Source organism: Xanthobacter aminoxidans (assembly GCF_043193615.1).
Taxonomy (GTDB): domain Bacteria; phylum Pseudomonadota; class Alphaproteobacteria; order Rhizobiales; family Xanthobacteraceae; genus Xanthobacter; species Xanthobacter aminoxidans.
The window spans coordinates 1,269,711-1,292,471 of sequence record NZ_JBAFUS010000002.1; the positions used below are offsets into that span (position 1 = coordinate 1,269,711).

13 protein-coding genes are annotated in these 22,761 nt (G+C 68.3%); 1 reads left to right on the plus strand and 12 read right to left on the minus strand.

Features of this window, described 5'->3' with window-relative positions:
- Window positions 1–76: 76 nt before the first annotated feature.
- The 10 genes from V5F74_RS15000 to V5F74_RS15045 all read right to left on the minus strand — a co-directional run bounded on the left by V5F74_RS15000 (window position 77) and on the right by V5F74_RS15045 (window position 19,408).
- Complete coding sequence (locus tag V5F74_RS15000) at window positions 77–568, minus strand: copper chaperone PCu(A)C (RefSeq protein WP_394008850.1); 492 nt, start codon at window positions 566–568, stop codon at window positions 77–79.
- A 150-nt stretch (window positions 569–718) separates the two neighbouring features.
- Window positions 719–1,168, minus strand: coding sequence for a hypothetical protein (locus V5F74_RS15005; RefSeq protein WP_374251899.1), 450 nt, complete (start codon window positions 1,166–1,168; stop codon window positions 719–721).
- A gap of 15 nt (window positions 1,169–1,183) precedes the next feature.
- Window positions 1,184–10,231 carry a hypothetical protein gene (locus V5F74_RS15010; protein ID WP_394008852.1) on the minus strand — a complete coding sequence of 3,016 codons (9,048 nt, stop codon included), beginning with the start codon at window positions 10,229–10,231 and terminating at the stop codon, window positions 1,184–1,186.
- A 1,265-nt stretch (window positions 10,232–11,496) separates the two neighbouring features.
- Entirely contained in the window at window positions 11,497–12,291 is a 795-nt protein-coding gene (locus V5F74_RS15015) for a TIGR03084 family metal-binding protein (RefSeq protein WP_029558519.1), read from the minus strand.
- Window positions 12,288–13,484 carry a CaiB/BaiF CoA transferase family protein gene (locus V5F74_RS15020; RefSeq protein WP_029558518.1) on the minus strand — a complete coding sequence of 399 codons (1,197 nt, stop codon included), beginning with the start codon at window positions 13,482–13,484 and terminating at the stop codon, window positions 12,288–12,290. Before V5F74_RS15020 ends, V5F74_RS15015 begins: the two co-directional genes overlap by 4 nt.
- Before the next feature lie 49 nt (window positions 13,485–13,533).
- On the minus strand, window positions 13,534–14,514 hold the full coding sequence (locus V5F74_RS15025; protein ID WP_197023025.1) for a Bug family tripartite tricarboxylate transporter substrate binding protein: 981 nt from the start codon (window positions 14,512–14,514) through the stop codon (window positions 13,534–13,536).
- 480 nt (window positions 14,515–14,994) lie between these two features.
- A complete protein-coding gene (locus V5F74_RS15030; protein WP_051679243.1) occupies window positions 14,995–15,861 on the minus strand; it encodes an NADPH-dependent oxidoreductase in 867 nt (288 codons plus the stop codon).
- Between the two features lie 45 nt (window positions 15,862–15,906).
- Window positions 15,907–17,316 carry an LLM class flavin-dependent oxidoreductase gene (locus tag V5F74_RS15035; protein WP_394008855.1) on the minus strand — a complete coding sequence of 470 codons (1,410 nt, stop codon included), beginning with the start codon at window positions 17,314–17,316 and terminating at the stop codon, window positions 15,907–15,909.
- Between the two features lie 11 nt (window positions 17,317–17,327).
- Window positions 17,328–18,539 (minus strand): acyl-CoA dehydrogenase family protein, encoded by a 1,212-nt coding sequence (locus V5F74_RS15040; protein ID WP_394008857.1) that lies wholly within the window; start codon window positions 18,537–18,539, stop codon window positions 17,328–17,330.
- 35 nt (window positions 18,540–18,574) lie between these two features.
- Complete coding sequence (locus V5F74_RS15045; protein WP_394008859.1) at window positions 18,575–19,408, minus strand: MetQ/NlpA family ABC transporter substrate-binding protein; 834 nt, start codon at window positions 19,406–19,408, stop codon at window positions 18,575–18,577.
- A gap of 226 nt (window positions 19,409–19,634) precedes the next feature.
- On the opposite strand from V5F74_RS15045, the gene V5F74_RS15050 reads away from it, so the two are divergent.
- A complete protein-coding gene (locus V5F74_RS15050) occupies window positions 19,635–20,864 on the plus strand; it encodes an acyl-CoA dehydrogenase (RefSeq protein WP_394008861.1) in 1,230 nt (409 codons plus the stop codon).
- A gap of 64 nt (window positions 20,865–20,928) precedes the next feature.
- On the opposite strand, the gene V5F74_RS15055 is transcribed toward V5F74_RS15050, so the two are convergent.
- Window positions 20,929–21,531, minus strand: coding sequence for a nitroreductase family protein (locus V5F74_RS15055; RefSeq protein WP_029558511.1), 603 nt, complete (start codon window positions 21,529–21,531; stop codon window positions 20,929–20,931).
- 25 nt (window positions 21,532–21,556) lie between these two features.
- Entirely contained in the window at window positions 21,557–22,726 is a 1,170-nt protein-coding gene (locus tag V5F74_RS15060; RefSeq protein WP_029558510.1) for an LLM class flavin-dependent oxidoreductase, read from the minus strand.
- Window positions 22,727–22,761 lie beyond the last annotated feature (35 nt).

A 22,761-nucleotide genomic window follows, 5' to 3' on the forward strand; every position in this document is an offset into this window, starting at 1 on the left:
CGCTGTCAAGCGATCCCGGAGGCGAAACGCGCCGGTACCTTCCGGACCGGCGCATCGTGCGCGTGTGTTTCCCGCCTCAGTGGCCGGGATGGGCGCTGCCGGAGGCGCCGAGGCCCTCCACCGTGAACTTCACGGGCACGCTGCCGGCCTTCTCGAAGGTCAGCGTGCCGTCCACAGAGGTGCCCTCCTTGAGCGGGGACTTCAGGTCCATGAACATGATGTGGTAGCCGCCCGGCTTCAGCTCGACGCTGCCGCCGGCCGGGATGGTGAGACCGTCCGGGATGGGCCGCATCACCATGACGCCGTCCTTCATGGCCATCTCGTGGATCTCGACCCGGCCGGCGAACGGCACGGTGGCGGAGATGAGGCGGTCGGGCGCAGCGCCGGTGTTCTTCACCACCAGATAGCCGGCGGCGACGCTGGCGCCGCCCGGCGTCGCACGCGACCAGGGATGGTCGATCTGCAGCGAGCCGGCCTTGTAGTCGTGCGCCACGGCAGCGCCCGTCAGGGCGACGGTGGCGACGGCAGCGGCCATCACGGCACGGCGGGCGAGATGGAAAATGGACATGGGTGCTCCTTGGTTGCGCCAATGGGGCTTCTGCCCCATGGCGGGATGAACCTGCTGGTTGGACTTGATGAGCCGCCCGCCACCCGAGCCGGACACGCAATGGCGTGGCCGCGCAGGCGGGGCAGATTCGGCCTTCGAAGGCGTCAGGGGTCAGGCGCCGAGGGGAGGACCCTGCGAGGACCGCGGCTCGCGGCGGTCGCGACCACTTCCCTCTGCGACGGCAACGGCTGCCCGCTCGGAAATCGCGGGGGTCGCGACAGGACGTCCGGCGTCGGCGGCAACCGGGAGGATCGGCGCCAGAGAATGGAAGGCGCAGAGGGCGCAGCAGACGGAATGGTCTGCCTGCGGCGACTCCGGGGTGTTGTCCGGAACTCCGGTGCTGCGGGCGCACAGGGCACTGCCGCCGGGCGCGCTGGCCATGGCCGTGCCGGCGGAGCGCTCGAGCGCGATGCCCGCGACGAACAACTGCAGCACGAAGGCATAGGCAAGCCAGACGCAAAACGCGCCGCGCCCCCACCCTGCCTCACGCCACCTCGCCACCCGCTGCTCCCGGACCTCGATCACCGGCCGGCATGTTAACCGCCCGGCGGAGAAAGTCATCCGGTGCCGCCGCCCTCAGAAGTGGACGGCGAAGCGCGCCATGCCGCGCTGGGACAGGAAATCCTGGCCGACATTAAGGCCGTACTCCACCTTGATCTCCAGATTGTCGCGGGTAACGGCCTGCAATCCGAGGTCGAGATTGCCCAGCACGTCGGGCAGCGGCGTGGAGGTGACAAAGTTGCCGGCAGACAGCGGCGCCCACAGGAAGCGCGCCGTCGTCTGCCAGGCATCGTTGGAGGCGAAGGACGCGCCGAGGGTCATGTAGGGCCGCAGCACCACCCCATCCGGCAGGTCCATCCGGCCGCCGAACTCCACCGCCGGGGTGGCGACGAAGGTGGTGAGGCTCGATCCCTGCAACGCCAGCTCGGCTCCCGTGCGGCCGAGTTCGCTGAAGCCCGGCATCTCCACGTGAATGAGGTCGAGGTCCACCCTCGGCCGCACATAGTAGTTGGCGAACGAGAATTCGTAGGACGCCCGCAGCCGACCGGTGACGTTGTAGACATCGGAATTGCTGGTGGCCTGGCCTCCGGCGATGCCGATGGTCCGGGTGTTGTCGTAGGAGACCCAGCCGGCATCCACGGCCGCGGAGAACAGCCAGGGGCCCCACTGCCGCTTCAGGGCGACGCCGATATCGCCGCCGTTGCCGCTCGCCGAGAACCAGCCGCTGGGGCTGGACACCGACGACTGCTGGTAGGCGCCCGACAAGGCGAGGAACCAGTCCGTGGCCAGCTCGTGCTGGACTCCCGCCTGGAAGATCAGGCTGTCCGAGGCATAGCCCTGCATCTGCGAGGTGGTCGTCTGGCCGGTGTGGTCGTAGATGATCCGCGCCCAGGCGCAATTGTCCTCCCGCAGTTGGGTGCTCGATGCCACGAACACGGGGCAGCTCAAGGTGCGGTCGAGGAAGGCCTGACTCTCGCCGATGCGCAGCCCCGCCGGGGCCTGGAGCAGTTGCGGGGAGAGCTGGCCCAGCGCGCTCTGGTAGGCCAGTGCCGAATTGATATCGATGAGGCCGTTGAACACCTTGGACATGCCGCCGACATCGCCAGTGTCCCACACCCGCTGCAGGCTTCCGCCGACGGATGCCTCATTGCCCGACAGCCACACGCCCTTAGGCAGGAAGTGGGCGATGGGGCTGATGGTCAGCGAGGTATCGTCGGCATGCACCGCCCAGCTGTAGGCAAGGCCGCTGTCCTTCGCCACCGCCGTGCTGGTCAGCTGATCCGCGACGAAGATGGTGTAGGAATCCTTGGGTGCGATGCTGGTCGCGCGCGGGTCGATGGTGCCGCTGAGGGTGGCCCCGCCGACGACGCGGATCTGGTCGTTGCGCGCAGAGGCCGAATCCACATCCACCTGCAGAACGCCGTCAGAGCCGAGACCCCCGGCGATGCTGGTGGTGGCGATCACGCCCAGCCCGCCGGGATTGACCGTACCGTGGTTGATGAAGCCCGGAGCGCCCGGCCCCGCACCGAAGGTGGCGGTGAAGGTGGAGGTGTCCCCCGCGGTCTTGACGACTGTGCCGGAATTGAACGTCGCGCCCGCCTCGTTGACGAGCCCGTTGGTGCCCCCGCCGAGATCGACGCTGCCGTTCAGCGTGCCCCTGTTGATGACGCTGTCGTCGCCGACGCCGGCCGCGATGGCCATGCCGCTGAGCCCGGAGACCGTCGCGCCTTGCGCGATGGTGACGGTGTTCTCGGTGCCGCCCGAAAGGACGATGGCAGCGGTGCCCGTGCCGCCCCGCACCACGCCGCCATCGGCGATGAGGATCTGAATCTGGCCGTTTCCGCTCGCCCCGAGGCTCTGCGCGAAGATGGCCGGCGAATTGTCGCCGGTGGCGATGGCACTGCCGGAGACCAGCACGGTGACAGGTCCACCGGTCCCCGCGCCGCCGGCCGTGCCGAGGCCAACGCCTCCGGCAGTCGCCGCAAGGCCGCCACCGCCGCCGATGGACTGGGCCACGATCACCGGCGCGTTGTCGCCCCGTGTCGTGGCCGTGCCGGTGAGGGAGACGTAGATGGCGCCGCCGTTGCCCGAGCCGCCGCCGCTGCCCTGGATGCCGTCCTGGTTCGAGAACACGGCGCTGGCCGCCGAGCCGCCGATGCCGCCGCCGCCACCCACCGACTGGGCGAAGATGGCCGATGCACCGGTGCCGGAGGTGACGATGGTTCCCGCAGCGAGGGCGTAGATGTTGCCCCCGTTGCCGCCCTGCCCGGCCGATCCGCCGAACGCGACGGCGCCGGTGGCATCGGCCGAAGACGTGCCGCCGATGCCGCCGCCGCCGCCGATGGACTGCGCGAGCACCCCGAACGCGTTGTCACCGGAGGTGCGGATCACCGAGCCGGCGGCGAGATCCAAGGTGACGGTGCCGCCCTCACTGCTGCTGCCGCCATCGCCGCCCAGGGTCAGGGCGAGCGAGTGGCTGCCCGATGTCTTGGTGGAGCTGGTGGCGGCGATGCCGCCGCCACCGCCGATGGATTGCGCCAGAACGCCGATGGAAGCATCGCCCGACGTCTGGATGGTGCCGTACACGTTGCCATAGACCTTGCCGCCGGCGCCGCCCGCACCGCCCGAGGCTCCGAGGCCCACGGTCGCGGAGAAAATGCCGTTGCCGGAATCGGTGGCCACGGTCGAGGCCCGCCCGCCACCGCCGCCGATGGACTGAAGCACCATGCCGTTGGCGAGGTCGCCGCTGGTGACGATGGTGCCCTGCTGCGTGACGTTGACGGTATCGCCCTTGCCCGCCACGCCACCGGCACCACCGAGGGAAAATGTGGCGGCGATGGTGTTCTGCCCGCCGTTGGCGACGCTGTTGGCGACGGAGGCATTGCCGCCGCCGCCGCCGATGGACTGCGCCAGAACGCCGTCCGAGCCGTCACCCAGCGTCTGGATTACGCCGTTGATGCCGATGGTGACGTTGCCGCCATTGCCACCGCCGCCGCCCGAGCCGCCCAGGCTGGCGGTCACGCTCGCTTTGCCGCCGGTGTCGCCGCCGGAGGACGAGGCGACAGAGGCCTTGCCGCCGCCACCGCCGATGGACTGGGCGAGGATGCCCGCGGAATCGTGCCCCTTCGTAACGAGGTGGGAGGTCTCACCGCTGCCGAACAGGACCTCGACTTTGCCGCCATATCCGCCGCTGCCGCCGCTGCCGCCCACGGTCGTGGACAGGTCGAAGCTGTTGCCGCCCTTGCCGTCCGCGGTGGATTTGCCGGCGCCGCCCACGCCGCCCGAGCCGCCGATGGACTGGGCGACGATGGCGTCGGCCGCATCGCCCGTCGTGACGATGGTCACGGTCCCCGTTGCGGTCACGGAGACCTGGCCGCCATGACCGCCCGCCCCGCCCGTGCCGCCGACGATGGTCCCCACCGCGATCTTGCCGCTGGTGGCATTCTGGGCGCTGCCGGCCGCGCCGCCGCCGCCGCCGATGGACTGCGCGAGGATGGCGCTCGCCCCGGTGCCGGCGGTGAAGATGTCGCCCGTATTGGAGACCGACACCGTGTTGCCGTATCCGCCCTGGCCACCGCTGCCACTCAGGGACAGGGTGACGGCCGCCGTGCCGCCGGTGCCGCTGTTTCCCGTCACCGCGGCCGAGCCGCCGCCGCCACCGATGGACTGCGCCAGGATGCCGTGGCCGAAATCGCCGCTTGTGACGAGCGTGCCGGAATTGTTCACGGTGGTGAGGCCGCCGTTGCCCCCGCCCTTGCCGCTACCGCCGAGGCTGGCACCGAGATTGAGCTGCGCGCTCTGGCCCGATGCGGTCGAGACGGTTGACACCGCATTGCCGCCGCCGCCGCCGATGGACTGCGCGACGATGGCGCTGGCGTGGTCGCCGGAGGTCTGTACCCGTCCGGCGTTAACCACGGTGGCCGCGCCGCCGTTACCGCCGGTCGCGCCGCTCCCGCCGAGCGTGGCAGAAACATTGGCCGCGTCCGCACCCGAGGTGGTGGAGGAGGCCGCGCCGCCCTTGCCGCCGCCGCCGCCGATGGACTGCGCGACCAGGCCGTTGGAGCCGGTGCCCACGGTCACGATGGCGAAGGCGGTGGCGCTTGGGTCGGCCCCGGTGCCGTTGGTGATGATGGCGGAATAGCCGTTTCCGGCGCTGCCGCCCCCGCCGCCGATGTCCACCGACAAGCCGAGACCGTTGCCGCCCTTGCCGTCGGCCTTGCCCGTACCCGAGCCGGCCGAACCGCCGCCGCCACCGATGGACTGCACGAGAACGGCATCCGCCGCGTCGCCGGTGGTGATGATCCTGCCGCCGCCGCCGGTCGCGGACAGGGTCGCAGTGGCTTGCCCGCCATTGCCGCCCCCGCCGCCGGAACCGCCGAGCACGGCGCCGATGCTGATCTTGCCGGAAGCGGCATTGTCGGCGCTGCCGGCTGCGCCGCCGCCACCGCCGATGGATTGCACGAGGATGCCGGTGGCGCCCTGCCCGGTCGTGTAGACGCTGCCGGAGGTGGAGACCGAGGCCAGCTCGCCGTCGCCGCCACTGCCGCCCGACCCCGCCAGGGTCAGGTTGACACCTGCCGTGCCGCCATTGGCGGCTCCAGCCGAAGTGCCCGACTTGCCGCCGCCGCCACCGATGGACTGCGCCAGGATGCCGTAGCTGAAATTGCCGAGGGTGAGGATGGTTGCGCCGTTCTCGACGGTGGCGGTGCCGCCCGTGTTGCCGGAGCCGCCACTTCCGCCCAGCGTCGCAGTCACGGTCGCGTCGGCCTTGGTGCCGTCCGCCGCAGTATGGGAGGCGAGCGCGATGCCGCCGCCGCCGCCGATGGACTGCGCCACGATGCCGGAGGCATGGTCGCCGCCGGTCACGATGGTGCCGCCGACGGTGGTCACATAGGCGCCGCCGCCAGAATTCCCGGAACCGCCGTTGCCGCCAATCCCGACCGTCAGGCCGACGGTGGACGAGGAACCTTTCGCGGCGCTTGACGACGTTGTGGCGCCACCCTTGCCGCCGCCGCCGCCGATGGACTGCGCGACGAGACCGTTGGAGCCGGTGCCGAGCGTGGTGATGGCGACGCCCTGGGTGGTCGCGCTGCCGTTGTTCACGTTCACCGTTTCACCGTGGCCGCCAGAGCCGCCGCCGCCACCCACCGTGACGTCGAGGCTGGCGCTGTTGCCGCCGGCCCCGTCCGCCTTGCCCGAGCCGGCCCCGCCGTTGCCGCCACTGCCGCCGATGGACTGGGCCAGCACGCCGTCCGAACCGTTGCCGGTGGTGACGAGGCTGCCGAGCTTGGCATTGTAGAGGTTGACGGTCACGGCTCCGCCGTTGCCTCCGCCGCCGCCGGTTCCGCCGATCGCCGAGCCGATGGCGAACTTGCCGGTGGCCGCATTGGTGGAACTGCCCGCATTGCCGCCGCCACCACCGATGGACTGCGCCAGGATGCCGACGCCGTCCTGCCCCTCGGTGCGGATATCGCCGGTGCTCGTGACCGTCACCGCTCCGCCGTAGGCCCCCGTCCCGCCCGTGCCGGCGAGGGCGAAGGAGAGGCTCGCGGTCTTGGCCGCGCTGGCTGCGGCGCTCGCGCCCGCCGTGCCGCCGCCGCCACCCACCGACTGGGCGAGGATGGCATTGGAATGGTCGCCGGTGACGAGGATGGTTCCCGAATTCGTCACGCTCACCTTGCCGCCCTCGGAGCCGGCGCCGCCCGCGCCACCGAGAGTTGCGGTGATGGAATAGCTGCCGCCGGAGCCCTTGGCGGTGGATGAGCCGCCCTTGCCGCCACCGCCGCCTACCGATTGGGCGAGGATGCCGTTGGCCATGTCACCGCTCGTCCTGATGGCGGCGGAATTGGTCACATAGACATTGCCGCCGTTGGAGCCGGTCCCCCCCGCTCCGCCGAGGGTCAGCGTCGCCGAGACGGACTGGCTGCCGGAGGCATGGGAATCCGCCCCCACCGATCCGCCCACGCCGCCGCCGCCGCCCACCGACTGGGCCAGGATGGCATCCGAGAGCTTACCGGATGTGGTGACCTGACCCGCGGTGGTCACTGTGACGGTGCCGCCGGCATAACCCAGGCCGCCCCCTCCCGCGAGGGATGCGCCGAGCGAGATCTTCGACGAGGCGGCCGCGTTGGAGTTGCCGCCGATGCCGCCGCCGCCGCCCACCGACTGGGCCAGGATGGCGACGGAATCCTCGCCCTTGGTCTCGATGATGGCGTCGGTATTCACCGTGACGTTGCCGCCCGTGCCGCCACTTCCGCCTGTCGCGCCGAGGGTGAGGGTGAGGCCAGCCTGCCCGCCGCTCGCGGAGCCCGCCGCCGCGCCGCCCTTGCCACCGCCGCCACCGATGGATTGCGCCACGATGGCCGAGGCGTGATCGCCGGAGGTCTGGATGTGGATCGGCTGGGCTGCGCTGGGCGCGAGGGCCGTGACCGTGACGTTTCCGCCGTTGCCGCCCTTGCCGCCCTTGCCGCCGAGGTCTGCGGAGAGGGTGAAGGACGTGTTGGAACCCCCTGAAAGATCAGAGGCTTTGGTGCTGCTCTTGCCCGAGGCCGAGCCGCCGGTGCCGCCACCGCCGCCCACCGACTGGGCGAGAATGGCATCCGCATCGGCACCGGTCGTCACGATCTGCCCGGTGTCGGTCACGGTGACGTCGCCGCCCTTGCCGCCGCCACCGCCCTTGCCGCCCAGCCCGACGCTCAGGTCAACGGAGCCGCCTGCGGCATCGGCCGTGCCGCCGCCCGCGGTGCCGCCGCCGCCGCCCACCGATTGCGCAAGGATGCCCCGCGCGCTGGTGCCGGACGTGGTGATGGTGCCGGACTGGATCACCGTCACCGCATAGGCGTTGCCCGCGACATTGCCGCTTCCCCCGGCGCCGAGCCCGAGCGACACGGAGGTCTTGCCGGAAAGCGATGCGGCATTGGACGAGGTGGAACCCACCCCGCCATTGCCACCGCCGCCGCCGACGGCCTGGGCGATGATGCCGTCGGCGAAATCGCCGGACGTGGCGATGGAGCCGGAATTGTTCACCGTCACCGTGCCGGAATTCTGGCCCGCTCCGCCCTGCCCACCCAGCGTCGCCGACACCGTCAGGGCGACGCCGCTGGACACGCTGACGCCGAGCGCGCTCGCATCTCCGCCGGTTCCGCCGCCCCCGCCGATGGACTGCGCCAGGATGCCGGTCGAGCCGGCGCCGGAGGTCTTGATGGAGCCGGTATTGGTGGCGCTGGCGGCCATGCCGATGCCGCCGTCCCCGCCCGAGCCGCCCACGCTCGCGTTTACAGTGACCGACCCTTCGACGCCTGCGGAAATGGCGTTGGCGGCGGAAGAACCGCCATTGCCGCCGCCGCCGCCGATGGACTGCACCACCATGCCCATGGAATCGAGGCCGCTGGTGACGATCTGCCCTGAATTGGTGACGGTGACGTTGCCGCCGTTGCCACCGCTGCCGCCCGATCCGCCCACCGCCGCCGCAACCGCGACATACAGGCCGCCGCTCTGCGACAGCCCGCTGCCACCCGAACCGCCACCGCCACCCACCGACTGGGCGAGAATGGCGGACGCGCGGTCGCCCGTGGTGACGATGCCCGCTGAGTTCGTGACGGTGACCGTGCCGCCGGAGCCACCGGACCCGCCGGAGCCGCCGATGGTCAGGGCCGCGCCTTCGAGGGTGTCGGCCACCGCCTTCCCGCCCGCGCCGCCGCCGCCGCCGATGGACTGGGCCAGCAGGGCCGTGGAATATCTGCCAGACGTGACGATGGTGACGGTGCCCGGCGCCGCGCCGGAATTCGTCACATAGACGTTTCCGCCATTGCCGCCGCTGCCCCCGCCCCCGCCGATGGCTGCGGACAATCCGACGCCGACGCTCATGGTGCCGCCGCCGCGCCCGCCCCCGCCGCCCACGGACTGCGCGACCACACCGAGCGAATTGTCGCCGCTGGTGACGATCGTTCCCGAATTGTAGAGCGTGGTCTTCCCGCCGTCTCCGCCCGACGCGCCCTGTCCGCCGAGGGATGCGACACCGCCCGCGCCCCCGCCGTTTCCGCCGCCGCCGCCGATGGACTGGGCCAGAACGCCGTCCGAGAAGTTGCCGCTGGTGGTGATGACGCCGTAATTCTTGGCGGTCGCTTCCGCGCCGCCGCCGGTGCCGGACGAGCCTGAATTGCCGACGGAGCCGCCGACGGCGACACACCCCGCGGCGCTGTTTGAACATCCGCCCACGATGAGGTTGCCGCCACCTCCGCCCACCGACTGCACGAGCATGCCGTGGGCGTAATTCCCGGTGGTGGTGACCGTGCCGGTGTTGATGCCCGTGGCGTTCGCGCCCGCGCCGCTGACGGCGCCGTTCCCGCCCATGGAGACGAACACCGCATCCGCCGAGCCGCCGTTGCCGCCACCGCCCGCGACGGACTGCACCACGATGCCGACCGAGCCGTTGCCGCCGGTTGAGACCGCGCCGCCGGAGTTCAGATAGACGTTGCCCGCGGCGCCACCCGGGCCGGCCACGCCGCCCGAGCTGCTGATGAACCCGCCCACGGACGCGCCGTTCGCGCCGGTGCCGCCGAGGCTCTGCGCGACGATGGCGTTCGAGGCGTAGCCCGAGGTCTGAACCTTCGCGCCGCTCGCGACGATCACGTTGACGGCGGTGCCGCTGGCGGCGCTGCCACCGGTGCCGCCAGCGCCGCCGGTCTCTTTGAGCGATTTGTCCGCGGGCGCGCCATTGCCGCCCGCCCCGCCATTGGCGGCCACGATGATGCCGTGGGCCGTATCGCCGCTGGTGGTGATGGTGACGCCACCCTGGACCGTGAGGGAGGCCGTGCCGCCGGTGCCGCCCGTTCCGCCATTGCCACCGTAAGCATGGGTAATGGAAGACGCGCTTCCTCCAAAACCGCCTGCCCCGCCATTGGCATAGACGGCAACGGCCGGGGCGGACGATCCTGTGGTGGTGATCGCGGATTTTGACCCGACGGTGAGGGAGATGTTTCCGCCGTTTCCGCCGTTTCCGCCGTTTCCGCCGTATCCATCTGAGACACCGCCGTCAGCCCCTCCGCCCTTTCCTCCTTCGCCGCCATCGGCTTTGGCCAGGATGGCCACCTGGGAAGAGGTTATGGTTCCGGAGACCTGCATATTGACGGTCCCAGCGTCGCCGCCAGTACCTCCGTTCGCTCCGGTCGCGTTGACAACAGCTGAGTCGCCATTCGCACCCGCGCCACCCTTCCCTCCGCGCGATGCGGCGTAGACTGCACCGCCGTTTGCACTGGATACGGTCACGCCCGACAAAATCACCGTGACCGCGCCGCCCGCGCCCCCCGTTCCGCCGATCCCGCCATCACCGGGGTGCTCGTTGGCGTGCCCATAGCCGCCCTTGCCACCTGTTCCGCCCGTTGAGATGAGGCTGATGGCAGGTCCGGAGGCGCTTGAGATAGCCGACGACGTCGCGGAAATGGAGACCGCCCCACCGGCTCCTCCGGTACCGCCCGCGCCCCCCGTCGACGTTTCCCAGCCACCGCTTCCCTCGCCGCCGCGGCCGCCATCACCGCCGCGGGAGGTGATGACGATCCCGCTGGCGGCAGATGACAGGTTGGAGCCAGAGATCACTAGGGAGAGAACCCCTCCCGCTCCCCCCATTCCCCCGGCGCCGCCAACTCCGCTTCCATGGTCGCTATAGCCCTCTCCGCCCTTGCCGCCTGATCCGCCAACCGAGCGAAGGGAGAGCAGCCGGTCGCCGGACTGAGCGACGGTCACATCGGAAATGGTTGCGGTGAAATCCCCTCCCGAACCGCCAGTGCCCCCATTTCCGCCCCAGCCGTGACCCGTGCCGTGTTCGACCTTTGCGTTTCCACCTTTGCCGCCGTCTCCGCCGACGGTGGTGCTGTCGATGACGAATGTGTTGCTTGTTCCGCCCGAAATGATGATCGAGGTCGCGGCGATCGAGCCACCTTCTTGGCCGTCGCCGGCGTTGGCGTGCTCGAACCAATGGGTCTTGTTGGCCCCGTGGGCTCCCTCTGTCCCCTGGGGCGGATTGTAGGAGAAGGGGATCGTCACCACGGTCTGCGCCGCTGCCGACCGGACCGCGACGGGCGCGGCGACCAATGCGAGGCTGCATAGGGTTGTCGTGAGCGCGGTGGACAGAAGCATCCGCGCCGTGGAGGCGCCATACACGTTCGATGCCGTCGCCCGCGGACCACGGTTCAGCGCAATCCCATCCCCAGGCATTCCCGCCCCCAGCAAAGCCTACGGTAGGATATTGTTGTCCCGGGGTTGAAAGCGCAACCATTGGAGATGGCTCGCCCACCGAAAAGCCGCCGCCAGAGGTTGCGCGGCTAAAGGACCGAAAGGGACGGCTAAGGGACTATTACGACCACGCAGGCGCCGTTCTCTGTGCGGTGCGCTCATATCCGAAACCTGGTTCCGGGCGGGGGAGAATCCTGCGGCGCGCCCGCGAAGCACTGGGCTTTCTCCATCCACGTCTGCGCCACGTCCCCCACCACGTTGAGGCGAACATCCCTGATGTTGCGCACCTGCGTGACAACTTGGCAGAACGCCTCCGCGGAGCCGGATATGATTTCCGAATGAGACTGAGGTCCCCACCGCCAGATCTCACCGGACGGGCTTGTCAGGGCAACATGAGGAACGATGGCCGGAACCTCCATCTTGCGAACGCGGAAACTCCAGCCGAACGTGCTGACCCCAAGCGCCGCAATGCCCTTGATCCTGTCCCGGCTTATTCTGTCCACGCCCAATATGTCGTACACGGCCTGCGCATGTGCCCAGGTTTCCATCAGGCGGGACGTTATCAGGGAGCGGACGCTCATTTCCCGCCCCGCCCAGACCGCTCTGATGGACGGATCGAGATCCGACCAGCGCGCGCTGATCGCGGTCGCTCTCGCCAGCCACTCGGCCCGCAACCGATCGCCCGTGAGGTGGCTGAGACGAACGTCCGTCGCACGGACGAGCGAGCTGCCGCCAGCGCGTAATGCGTTTAGGGCGCCGTACTCCGTCTCGAAGGCAGCCCTGTCGAAAATCGCGTGATCTGCCAAGGCATTGAAATAATGGATATGTTGAACAACGTCGTTTATTGACCACGATTTGAACTGCGTGATCATGCCGAAATGTTCTTCATTCTTCTCGAGCAATTTGTTGAAGCACTCGCTTTCCGCACGGAGCGCATCGGCCTCCGGTATCATGAGGCGGCCCCAGGTTCAGCTCGCGGTCGCTGAACAGCCGATCCATCGGAGAGTGCCTTGTCGATTTGCTCAGGGGAAAAACCCCAGCCAAGCAACAGCTCCTTCGTGTGTTCTCCAAGATGGGGCGCGTCCATGGCCTGAAGATGCCCAGGGTCAACACCCGGTGGCAGCGAGTATGGGATCGGATGATCCATGCCACCTTGCTGAACCCGCGCGATGTATCCGCTGTGCATGATGTCTTCGTCTTTCAGGACGTCGTCGTAGTCCCAGACCGGAGCATGCAATATTTCGTGCGCAACGAATATGTCGATCCATTCACGCGTTGTCTTTTCTTTCAACATGCGCGCGCAGGACGCATTGATCTCGTCCTTGTATTCTCGTCTCCCGTCTTTCGTTGCGTATAACGGCTCATCTTGCAGCTCAGGAAGATTCACGGCTTTTGAAAACCGCTCAAAGGCATCGTCTTCATTGACCGAAAGCGTCATGTAGCCGTCGGCGGTTTCATACACGCCGAGAGGGGCGTAAAGGGACTGCCCGCCACCGTCCAGCTCGTGTTCCGCGAGCTTGCACGCCTGGAGGGCAAGGGCCGATTGGAGCAGGCTGCAATCGATGTAATGGCCGGACGTATTCCCGGAATACCGATGTATGACCGACGTCAGGATGGATTGGTAAGCGTATAGACCGGTGACGATATCCATGATGACCATGTCGACCTTCACAGGCCGGCCGTTTGCGTCTTTGCTCAGGCTTATGAAGCCGGAGTAGCCCTGGGCCACGGAATCAACGCCCGGAAGCCTGCTTCGACGGCCATTCTGACCAAACCCGCTGATCGAAACATATATGGCTTTCGGGTTGAGCGCGCGGACGGAGGCATAGTCCAAGCCGAGCTTCGCCATCACTCCGGGCCGGAACGACTCCACGACAACGTCCGCATTGGCTGCCGCGGACAATGCGATCTTGCGGCCTTCTTCCGTTTTCAGATCAATGACGATCGATTTCTTGCCGCGATTGTAGATGGCAAAATATGTGCTTGCATCGCCATGTCGACGCCCGAGGCTTCTGGCCCAGTCGCCGTGGCGCGGCTCGATTTTGGTTACGTTCGCACCATGCTGTGCGCAGAGCGCTGTCGCGTAAGGCCCGGCGACGCCCATCGAAAAATCGACAATGTTCAACCCACTCAAAGCCAACGACATGGAGCCGTCTCCCCCTGGCGACACCCGTTATTTTTGGAGTTTCAGATGTTCATTCGGGTTGGAAATTCGTACTCTTGACGAGCTTTTCCCACGCAACTTCATCTTGTTGAATGAATGCGCGAAAATCTGCGCCGAAGAGTGTCCCAGGGCGATATCCTGCGGCTTCAATCTTGGGTCGAGCAGGCCCCTGCAGCACAGACCGGGCGAGCTCGATGATCTCATTCTGGATATCGACAGGTGTTTTGCTTGGAGCGAACAAGCCGTTCCATCCCACGCGCTCTTCAATCGGCAGGCCCAATTCCCTGAGAGACGGAATGTCGGGCGCCTGCGGCAGCCTTTCGCGCGTGCTGACTGCGATGGCACGCACCGCGCCGGAGCGAATGGAAGACGTCCAAGTCGGAAGCACATCCAGGGCGAAATCGACGCGTCCGGCCAGAATGTCAGGCGCAGCAGCTGTGGAGCCTCGATAATATATGGGGGAAGCCTGCAGGCCAGACAGGTTGACCACACGTTCGGTGAAGAACTGAACGGCGCTGCCGACTCCGGGCGATGCGTAGTTCATACGATCCCCCTTCTCCTTGCCGGCCTTCAGAAAGTCCTGCCACGTAGATACAGGCGAGCTCGCGGGGACGATGAGCACCATCGGGTAGTCGAGAATCATCGCCAGTGGCGCAAAATCCGAAAGTGCATATGGCGGCGCGCGGCGAATGCTCTTGAGCATCGTCGTCTCGTTGCTGGTCCCCACGAACAATGTATAGCCGTCGGGATTTGAACGCAGCGTCGCACCCGCAGCCAAGGTGCCGGCAGCCCCGGCACGGTTCTCAACGACGAAAGGGACGGATGTGAAGGCCCGCGCCCCGTCGGAGAATATGCGCGCGCCGAAATCCGTCGCTCCGCCAGATGGATAGCCAACCTGCAACGTCACCGCCCGAGTGGGCCACTTGGCCTGCGCAAAAACGCGGTGCGGCGCACCGGCGATTGCCGCGGTCAATGTAGCAAGGACGGTTCTGCGTGTGACATGCATGCCCATGTTGCTCTCTTGGAAACGATCTGTGTCGATGGAGTTTCGTGCGCGCCGGCTGCTCAAGCGCCGTTGCATTTCCGGTCCTGATCGGCGCGGAGGTTTCCTGCCCTGCGCGATTTTGCCCCCGCGGGCACCACAGGGCGTTCCCGTCGTCCGGGCGCGCTCGCAGGCGTGATGTGAGGTCGCGCGCTGCTCCCGAGCCCTTCCGAAACGCGACGGCCGGAGCCAATGGCGCGCTGGATAAATGAATGGATTATCAAATTTGCTCCACCCATCCCATTAAGCCATAAGAATGGTGCATGCCCTGCTCGCCGAGGTCTGAAGCCAAGCTACACGAAAAAAGTCGAATGAGGAGTCATTTTTTATTTGTCGTTCTGTGACGGGAAGGGGCAGCTGGCTCTCCCCGCCGGAGGAAGCGACGAGGGTCCACGCCGCGCGGGCGCGCCGCCCTGGACGGTCGCCCACGCCTGCAGGTGGCCTTTGCCCTCAGCGCAGGCCGAAACCGAGCGCAGTCAGCGCATCGCGGATGCGGTCGCGGCCGGCGAGGGACGAGGCGCCGCGTACGCGCGGAAGGGCGGCGGCGATCCAGCCGATCTCGGGGATGTTCTGGCCCTTCTGGAACGCCTTCAGCGCCGCCTCGTAATGGTCCAGCGCCTCCTGCGGCAGGCTCGCGTCATAGCGCTCGCGGTGGAGCACGAGGCGCTGGGAGATGCGCGGCTTCACGTCCGCCGGGCGGGCGGGGTCGGGATGGCCGATGGCGAGGCCGAACACGCCCACCACGTTGGGCGGCAGGCCGAGGAGTTCGGCGAGTTCCACCGGCCGGTTGCGCAGCGCGCCGAGATAGACGCCGCCGAGGCCCAAGGATTCCAGCGCCACCAGCGCGTTCTGCGCCGCGAGTGCGGCGTCGATAAAGCCGACGAACAGGGTTTCCAGAAAGCCCAGCGCATCGGTGGGATGGTTGTTGCGACGGCCGATCTCCTCCAGCCGCGCGAGGTCGGCGAGCCACACCAGCACCAGCGGCGCCTCGATGACGTGCTTCTGCCCGCCGGCGATCTCGGCAAGGCGCGCCTTGGTTGCCGGGTTCTCCACCGCGACCACGCTAAAGGTCTGGAGGTTGGAGGAGGACGGAGCCGATTGCGCCGCCGCCACCAGCGTCTCGATCAGCCCTTCGGGTAGAGGCTCCTTGGTGAAGGCGCGCACGGTGCGGTAGTTCAGCAGGCCGGCGATGGTGTCGTTGAGAAGGATTGAGGCCGGCGCCTCGGCCGCGCCGTAGCGGGCCTCCAGCAAAGCGCGGGCGGCGGCGGCTTCATCGGGCGCCAGGGTGGCGCCGGAGGTGTCGGCAGTCTCGGTCATCGGCGGGCAAACTCCATGGGACGGCGCGCGAACGCCCTCGAGCAATCAGGCCGTGGCGCGCGGCTTCTCGGCGACGGCCCCCGCATTCCGGCGGAAGCCGGCGGCGGGGTGGGTGTCGGGCAGGAGGGGACCGCGGCGGAACAGCTTCTCGCGCAGGGTACCCTCATCGTAGGACGTCTTGTAGACGCCGCGATCCTGAAGCTCCGGCACCACGAGATCCACGAACGACGCCAGCGTCTCATGAGAGACGAGGCGGTTGAGGTTGAAGCCGTCCACGTCCGTGTCGCGTACCCAGGAGATGATCTCGTCCGCCACCTCGCCGGGTGCGCCGACGATGAAGGGCGCGCGGGCGCCCGTGGCGGAGAGGGTGGCGAGGTCCTTCACCTTCAGCGGCTCGGCGCTGCGCAGGGTGAGATTTTCCAGCGTGGACTGGATGGCATTGCTCTTCACGTAGGAGATGGCCTCCTCCGGATCGAGGGTGGAGAGGTCCACGCCGGTCCAGCCGGAAAGCAGTGCCAGTTGCCCGGCCGTGTTCACATACTGGGCATATTCGGCCAGCCGGTCGAAGGCCTCGGCGCGGGTGGGGGCGACGATCACCGTCGCGCCGGGGAACATGCGGATGTCATAGGGGTCGCGGCCGAAGCTCGCGGCCGCCGTGCGCACCGCGCGCACCGCCTCGGCGAGGATGGGGCGGGTCTGGCCATTGAGGAAGATGGCCTCCGAATGCTTCGCCGCGAACAGCCGCCCGCGCCCCGAGGTGCCGGCCTGATAGAGCACCGGCGTGCGCTGGGGCGAGGGCTCGGCGAGCTGGATGCCGTCCACCTGGTAGTAGGGGCCGTTGTGGCGGATGCGGTGGACCTTGGCGGGATCGGTGAAGACGCGGGCGGCGCGATCGCGGCGCACGGCCCCCTCCTCCCAGCTGCCTTCCCACAGCTTGTAGACGGCGGCGAGGAAATCCTCCGCCGCCTCGTAGCGCGCATCATGGTCGCGGTTGGCCTTGTCGCCCATGCCGCGTGCGCCGCTGTCGAGATAGCCGGTGACGATGTTCCAGCCCACCCGGCCCTGGGTGAGATGGTCCAGCGTCGCGAAGCGGCGGGCGAACTGGTAGGGGTGCTCGTAGGTGAGATTGGCGGTGACGCCGAAGCCGATGTGCTTGGTCGCATGCGCCATGCTCGGCACCACGAGGGCGGGGTCGATATCCGGCGTTTGCGCGGCGGAGATCAGGGCCGCATCCGGGCTGTTGCCATAGACGTCATAGACGCCGAACACGTCGGCGATGAACACGCCGTCGAACAGTCCGCGCTCGGCGGTCACCGCAAGGTCGATCCAGTAATCGAGGCTGTTGTAGTCGAAGGCGCGGTCGCGCGGATGCGACCACAGGCCCGCCCAGGTGTGGCCGGGCGAGGCCATGTTGAAGGCGTTGAAGCGGATGTCGCGGTTAAGGGGTTTCGTCATGTCAGCCTCGCTCAGCTGTAGAGCGGGGTCGGCGTAATGACGCCGTTGAGGGCGTAACTGCCCACCTCGCGGGATTTGTAGACCACCGGATCGTGCAGGGTGTGGGTACGGATGTTGCGCCAGAAGCGGTCGTAGCCGTAGTGGCCGGCGGTGGCGCGGGCGCCCATCAGCTCGAAGATGCGGGAGGTGATCTCCAGCGCCGTGCGGCTGGAATGCACCTTGGCCGCGTAGATAGCCGCGGCGGCGACGTTGCGATCGTCGGGGGTGATGGCATTGCCCAGCGCGGTCGCCGCCTCGAAGCGCAGGCCGGCCACGTCCGCCAGGGCGGTGGAGGCGCGCAGCTCCACGTCGAGATTGCCGTAATGCTCGAGAATGTAGGGATCGAGCCGCGCCTTCTCCACGCCGGAGGCCTGCCACGGGCGGGAGACTTCGCGGATATAGCGGTTCGCCTCGGCGAGGGCGCCCTTGGCGATGCCGATGTAGAAATTGACGATGAGCAGCTGGTGGAACGGCACCACGAGGCTGGTGCGCGGCGGCGGCGGGGCGGCGGGATCGCCGAGGATTTCGTCCGCCTCCACCTTCACGTCGGCGAAGGTGATGGTGCCGCTCTCCGACAGGCGCTGGCCGAAGGCGTCCCAGTCGTTGCCGTGGGTCACGCCTTCCCGGTCGCCGGGCACGACGAGCACGGCGAAGCCGTCGCCCAGCTGCGCGCGCAGGGTGATGCGATCGGCGAGCGCGGCATTGGAGGCGAAGGTCTTGCGCCCGGTGAGGCGATAGAAATCCTCCACCGGCACGAGGCGCGATTCCGGATCGCGCGGGTTGGAGGCGCCGCCCCAGAACCAGCGCCCGGCCACCGAAGCCCGCGCCAGCGCCGCCGCCTGCTCGGGGCGCGCCCGCCACAAGGCGTTGGTGAGGTGGAGATAGTGATAGGCGAGCAATTGGGCGATGGAGGCATCCGCCCGGCCGATCACCCGCACGGCGAGGAGCGCGTCGGTGAATGATCCTCCACCCCCGCCGTGCTCGGCGGAAAAGAGCAGTTCGAGCAGCCCCGCCTCGCGCAGCAGCGCGAGCTCGCGCCGGGGCGAGGCGCCGGTGCGGTCGCGCTCGGCGGCGTCTGGGGTGAGCGCATCGGCGACGCTCTGGGCGCGGGCGATCCAGTCGGGCCGCGCGGGCGTAGCCGGGGCGAGGGACAAATGGGACGGACGGGCGGCAGGCGGGTTCATGGGTCACACTCCTCGATGGGGTTCGGCAGGGGCGCTCACCAGGTGGGGATGAGGCTGCCGTTGAACTTGGCGAGGGTGAAGTCCTTCACCGGCTGCGAGCGGTAGACCGCGATGAACTTGGCGATGCGCGGGTCATCCTTGCGGTCCTCGCGGGCGGCGAAGACGAGGGTGAAATAGGGCTTGGCCTCCTCCAGTGTGGTCTCGGCCAGAAGCGCGCTCTTCAGCTGGAGGCCGGCGAGATAGGCGTAGTTGGAGGAGACGAACGCGGCGGCCACGTCGTCCAGCGAGCGCGGCAGCTGGGCAGCGTCGATCTCCACGATCTTCAGGTTCTTCGGGTTCTCCGCCACGTCGAGCACGCTGGCATAGAGACCCGAGCCCGGCTTCAGCTTGATGAGGCCGGCCTTCTGGAACAGCAGAAGCGCGCGCCCGCCATTGGTGGGATCGTTGGGAATGGCGATCTTGGAGCCGGCCGGGATGTCGGCGAAGCTCGTGTACTTCTTGGAATAGAGGCCTGCCGGCACGAGGATGGATTCATCCAGCGCGACGATATTGTAGCCGCGCGTCTTCACCTGATTGGCGAGATAGGGCCGGTTCTGGAAATTGTTGAGGTCGATGTCGCCGGCCTGCAGCGCCGCATTGGGCTGGTTCCAGTCGGTGAACTCGATGATCTCCGCCTTCACCCCCTGCTCGGCTGAAAGCTTCGCCGCCTCGCGCAGGATGTCGCCATAGGGGCCGGCCGAAACGCCGATCTTCAGGGGCTTGTCGGAGGCGACGGCCGGGGCCTGCGCGTTCGCGCCCGTTCCGAGCGTGAACAGGGCGAGGCTGGAGACGACGAGGGCCGCGAAGGGGGAGCGGAAGCGGGAGGTCATGGATCTGTCCTCGGTCAGGATCTGGCGGAAGGGCGCACGAACCCCCGCGTCCCCGCGCAGGCGGAGCCGCTGTGAAGATGTCGTCGGGTCTGCGCGCCGGTGAGGATCGGACCTGCCTGGAAGCCGGCCCGACCTTTATTCTATAAAATTAATAGAATTAGTTTGCACACGGGAGCCGCAGTGTCTATCCCTTTTCGTCATGCCCCTTTCGACGCCGGGAACCGCCATGAACAAACCCGTCATCCCCCTCCCCCCTGTCGCGCCCTCCAGCCGCCGCTCGGCCGATCCCGCCGACTGGCGCGACCTTTTCGCGGAGATCGGCGCCGGCTCCAGCGTGCGCGAGCGCGACCGGGTGCTGCCGTTCGAGGCGGTGGATCTTCTGAAGCAGGCCGGCTTCGGCGCGCTCAGGCTCGCCGAGGCGGATGGCGGTGCGGGCGCGACCTTCCGCCAGACCTACAAACTGGCGCTGGACCTCGCGGCGGCCGACGCCAACGTGGCGCACATCTTCCGCAACCACTTCACCGTGGCCGAGCAATTCGCCCGCCGGCCCTATGATGCGAAGAGCAAGGCCTGGCAGGCGGAGGTGGCGGCCGGGACCCTCTTCGGCCTCGCCTCCACCGAAGCGGGCTCGAACCCGGCCGGCGGCTTCGCGCCCGACACGCGGCTCGATCCCGATGGCGACGGCTTCCGCCTCAACGGCGTCAAATATTACAGCACGGGCACGCTCTTCGCCGATTCCATGCTCATCCGCGCGGCGACGGCGGACGGGCGGCTGGCGGCGGTCATCATTCCCACGCGGCGCGAGGGCATCGAGATCGTCGATGACTGGGACGGCGCCGGCCAGCGCCTCACCGCATCCGGCACCACGCGCTTCCACAATGTGCGGGTGGAGGCGGACGAGGCGGTGTTCGACACGCCCAGCCGGGGCTACGGCCTCGCCTATTCAAACACGCAGGCGCAGCTCTTCCTCACCACCGTTGTGGCCGGCATTACGCGCGGCGCGCTGGAGGATGCCATCGCGCTGGTGAAGCGGCGCAAGCGCAGCTTCTATTATGCGCCGGTACCCACCCCCGCCGACGACCCCTTCCTGCAACAGGCGGTGGGCCAGCTCGCGGCCCATGCGTTCGCGGCCGAGGCGGTGATACTCGCGGCAGCCGAAGCGCTGGACCGCGTGAGCGATGCCCGCGACCGGGACGAGAGCGCCGAGGTCCTCGCCGCCGAGGCCGCGAAGGCGGCGGCGCAGGCGAAGCTGGTGGTGGATGATCTCGCGCTGAAGTCCGGCGCGCTGCTGTTCGAGACCGGCGGCGCCTCGGCCACCGAACGGGCCGTCAACCTCGACCGCCACTGGCGCAACGCCCGCACCATCGCCTCGCACAATCCGGCGAGCTACAAGGCTAAGGCCATCGGCGAACTGCTGGTGAAGGGCACGCCGCTGCCAGCCAAAGGCTTCTTCTGATCCGGCGTCTTGTGCTGCCAGACGATGGCCCCGCCGCACCGGCGGGGCCATTGTTTTTTACGGGTCACGCCGTCGGGAAGGCGCCCTCGAACACCGTCTCGGCGAGCGGGCGGCGGCCGCTTGGCGTTTCGCCCTTGTGGAAGCTCTCCGGCAGCAGGGACTTGTCGCCGCGACGGCCCAGCGCGACGGCGATCTCCACCTCGTAGTCCTCAGGCACCTTCAGCTCCGTGCGGGCCTTCTCCACATCGAAGCCGCCCATGCCGTGGGCGCGCCAGCCGAGCTTCGTCGCCTGCAAGGCGAGGTTCGCCCAGGCCGCGCCGGTATCGAAGGAATGGCTGCGCGCCGGCACCGGCTCGCTCGTCCCGGGCCGCACGAAGCTGCGGGCCGAAACGACGAAGACGAGCACCGCCGCATTCTGCGCCCACTGCTGGTTGAACGGCACGAGCAGGCTGAGGAAGGTGTCGAACGCGGGCGTGCCCCGGCGGGCATAGAGGAAGCGCCAGGGCTGCGAATTGAAGCTGGAAGGCGCCCAGCGCGCCGCTTCGAAGATGGAGTTGAGTTCGGCCTGCGGAATCTCCTCGCTGGTGAAGGCGCGGGGCGACCAGCGCTCCAGGAACAGCGGCTCGACGGGATGCTCGCTCTGGCGCGGCGGGACGGCAACGGTCATGGCAAATCCTCTGGTGCGGAAAGGGTCACAGCCTTAGGCCGGCCTGCTTCAGCAACGGCAGGATGGCCGTGGCGAAATGGTCGAGGTCGGCGGCGAAGTCATAGAAGTTGAGCTGCACGCCGTCGATGCCGGTGCGCTTCAGTGCGGCGAGCTGGTCTACGACTTCTTCCGGCGAGCCGATGATCTCGATATTGCCACCGAGATTGAGCCCCTGCTTGTGCGTCGCATCGCGCCGGCCGAGCCAGGCCACCGCATCGCTGTCATAGCCGCGATGGCCGAAGGACGTGTGGGTCGGCGCCGGCACCCCGGCGGCGATGGCGCGGGCATAGTCGTGTGCTTCCGCCGAGGTGGGGCGGCTCACGATGATGGGGTTGATGATGGCCTTCACCTCCCGCCCCTTTGCCCGCGCCCGCGCCTTGATGGCGGCGACGTGGGCCGGCAGCGTCTCCAGCGCGCTGTCGATGTGCGCGCCGCCCGGCGAGGTGATGAACAGCAGGTCCGAATGGCCAGCCGCGAAGTCGATGCCGGCGTCCGAGCCCGTCGCCGTGACGAGGATGGGCCGGCCATAGAGCGGCTTCGGCGTGATGTAGCCGTTGACGATCTTCCACGGGTTCAGCCGGCCTTCGACGGAATAGTTCTCGCTGTCGCTCCACAGGCGGTGGAGCACGTCGAACAGCTCGCCCGTCATGTCGTAGCGGCGGTCATGCTCGATGCGGTTCCAGCCGAACATCTCATGCTCGATGGCGCGATGCCCGGTGACGATGTTGATGCCCCAGCGCCCCTTGGAGATGTGATCGAAGGTGGCGCCGATCTTGGCGATGTGCAGCGGGTGCCACGGGCCGTAGAGCACATGGAGCGTGGAGATGAGCAGGATGTTCTTCGTGGTCGCGGCCATGGCGCCGAGGGCCACGAAGCTGTCCAGCGAGGCTTCCCCGTCATAGCCGCCCTTGGGCAGCCACTGGGTGCGGGAGAAGGCGATGTCGAAGCCCAGCGCGTCGGCCTTCTCCACGAGGGCGGAATTGTAGTCGTAGGTCCAGCTGTTGCTGGTGGGATGGTCGGAGAAGTGGATGTCCTGAAGGTTCAGGAACAGCCCCAGCATCAAGGGCTGGCGGGCCGAGCGGGAGAGCGGGCTGTCGGGAAAGTCGAGCGGGCCGCGCAGGAGGGGAGCGGCGGCAACGGACGGAAGTGCGGACATGACGGACCTCGCGGGAGAACGGAAATAGCCCCGGC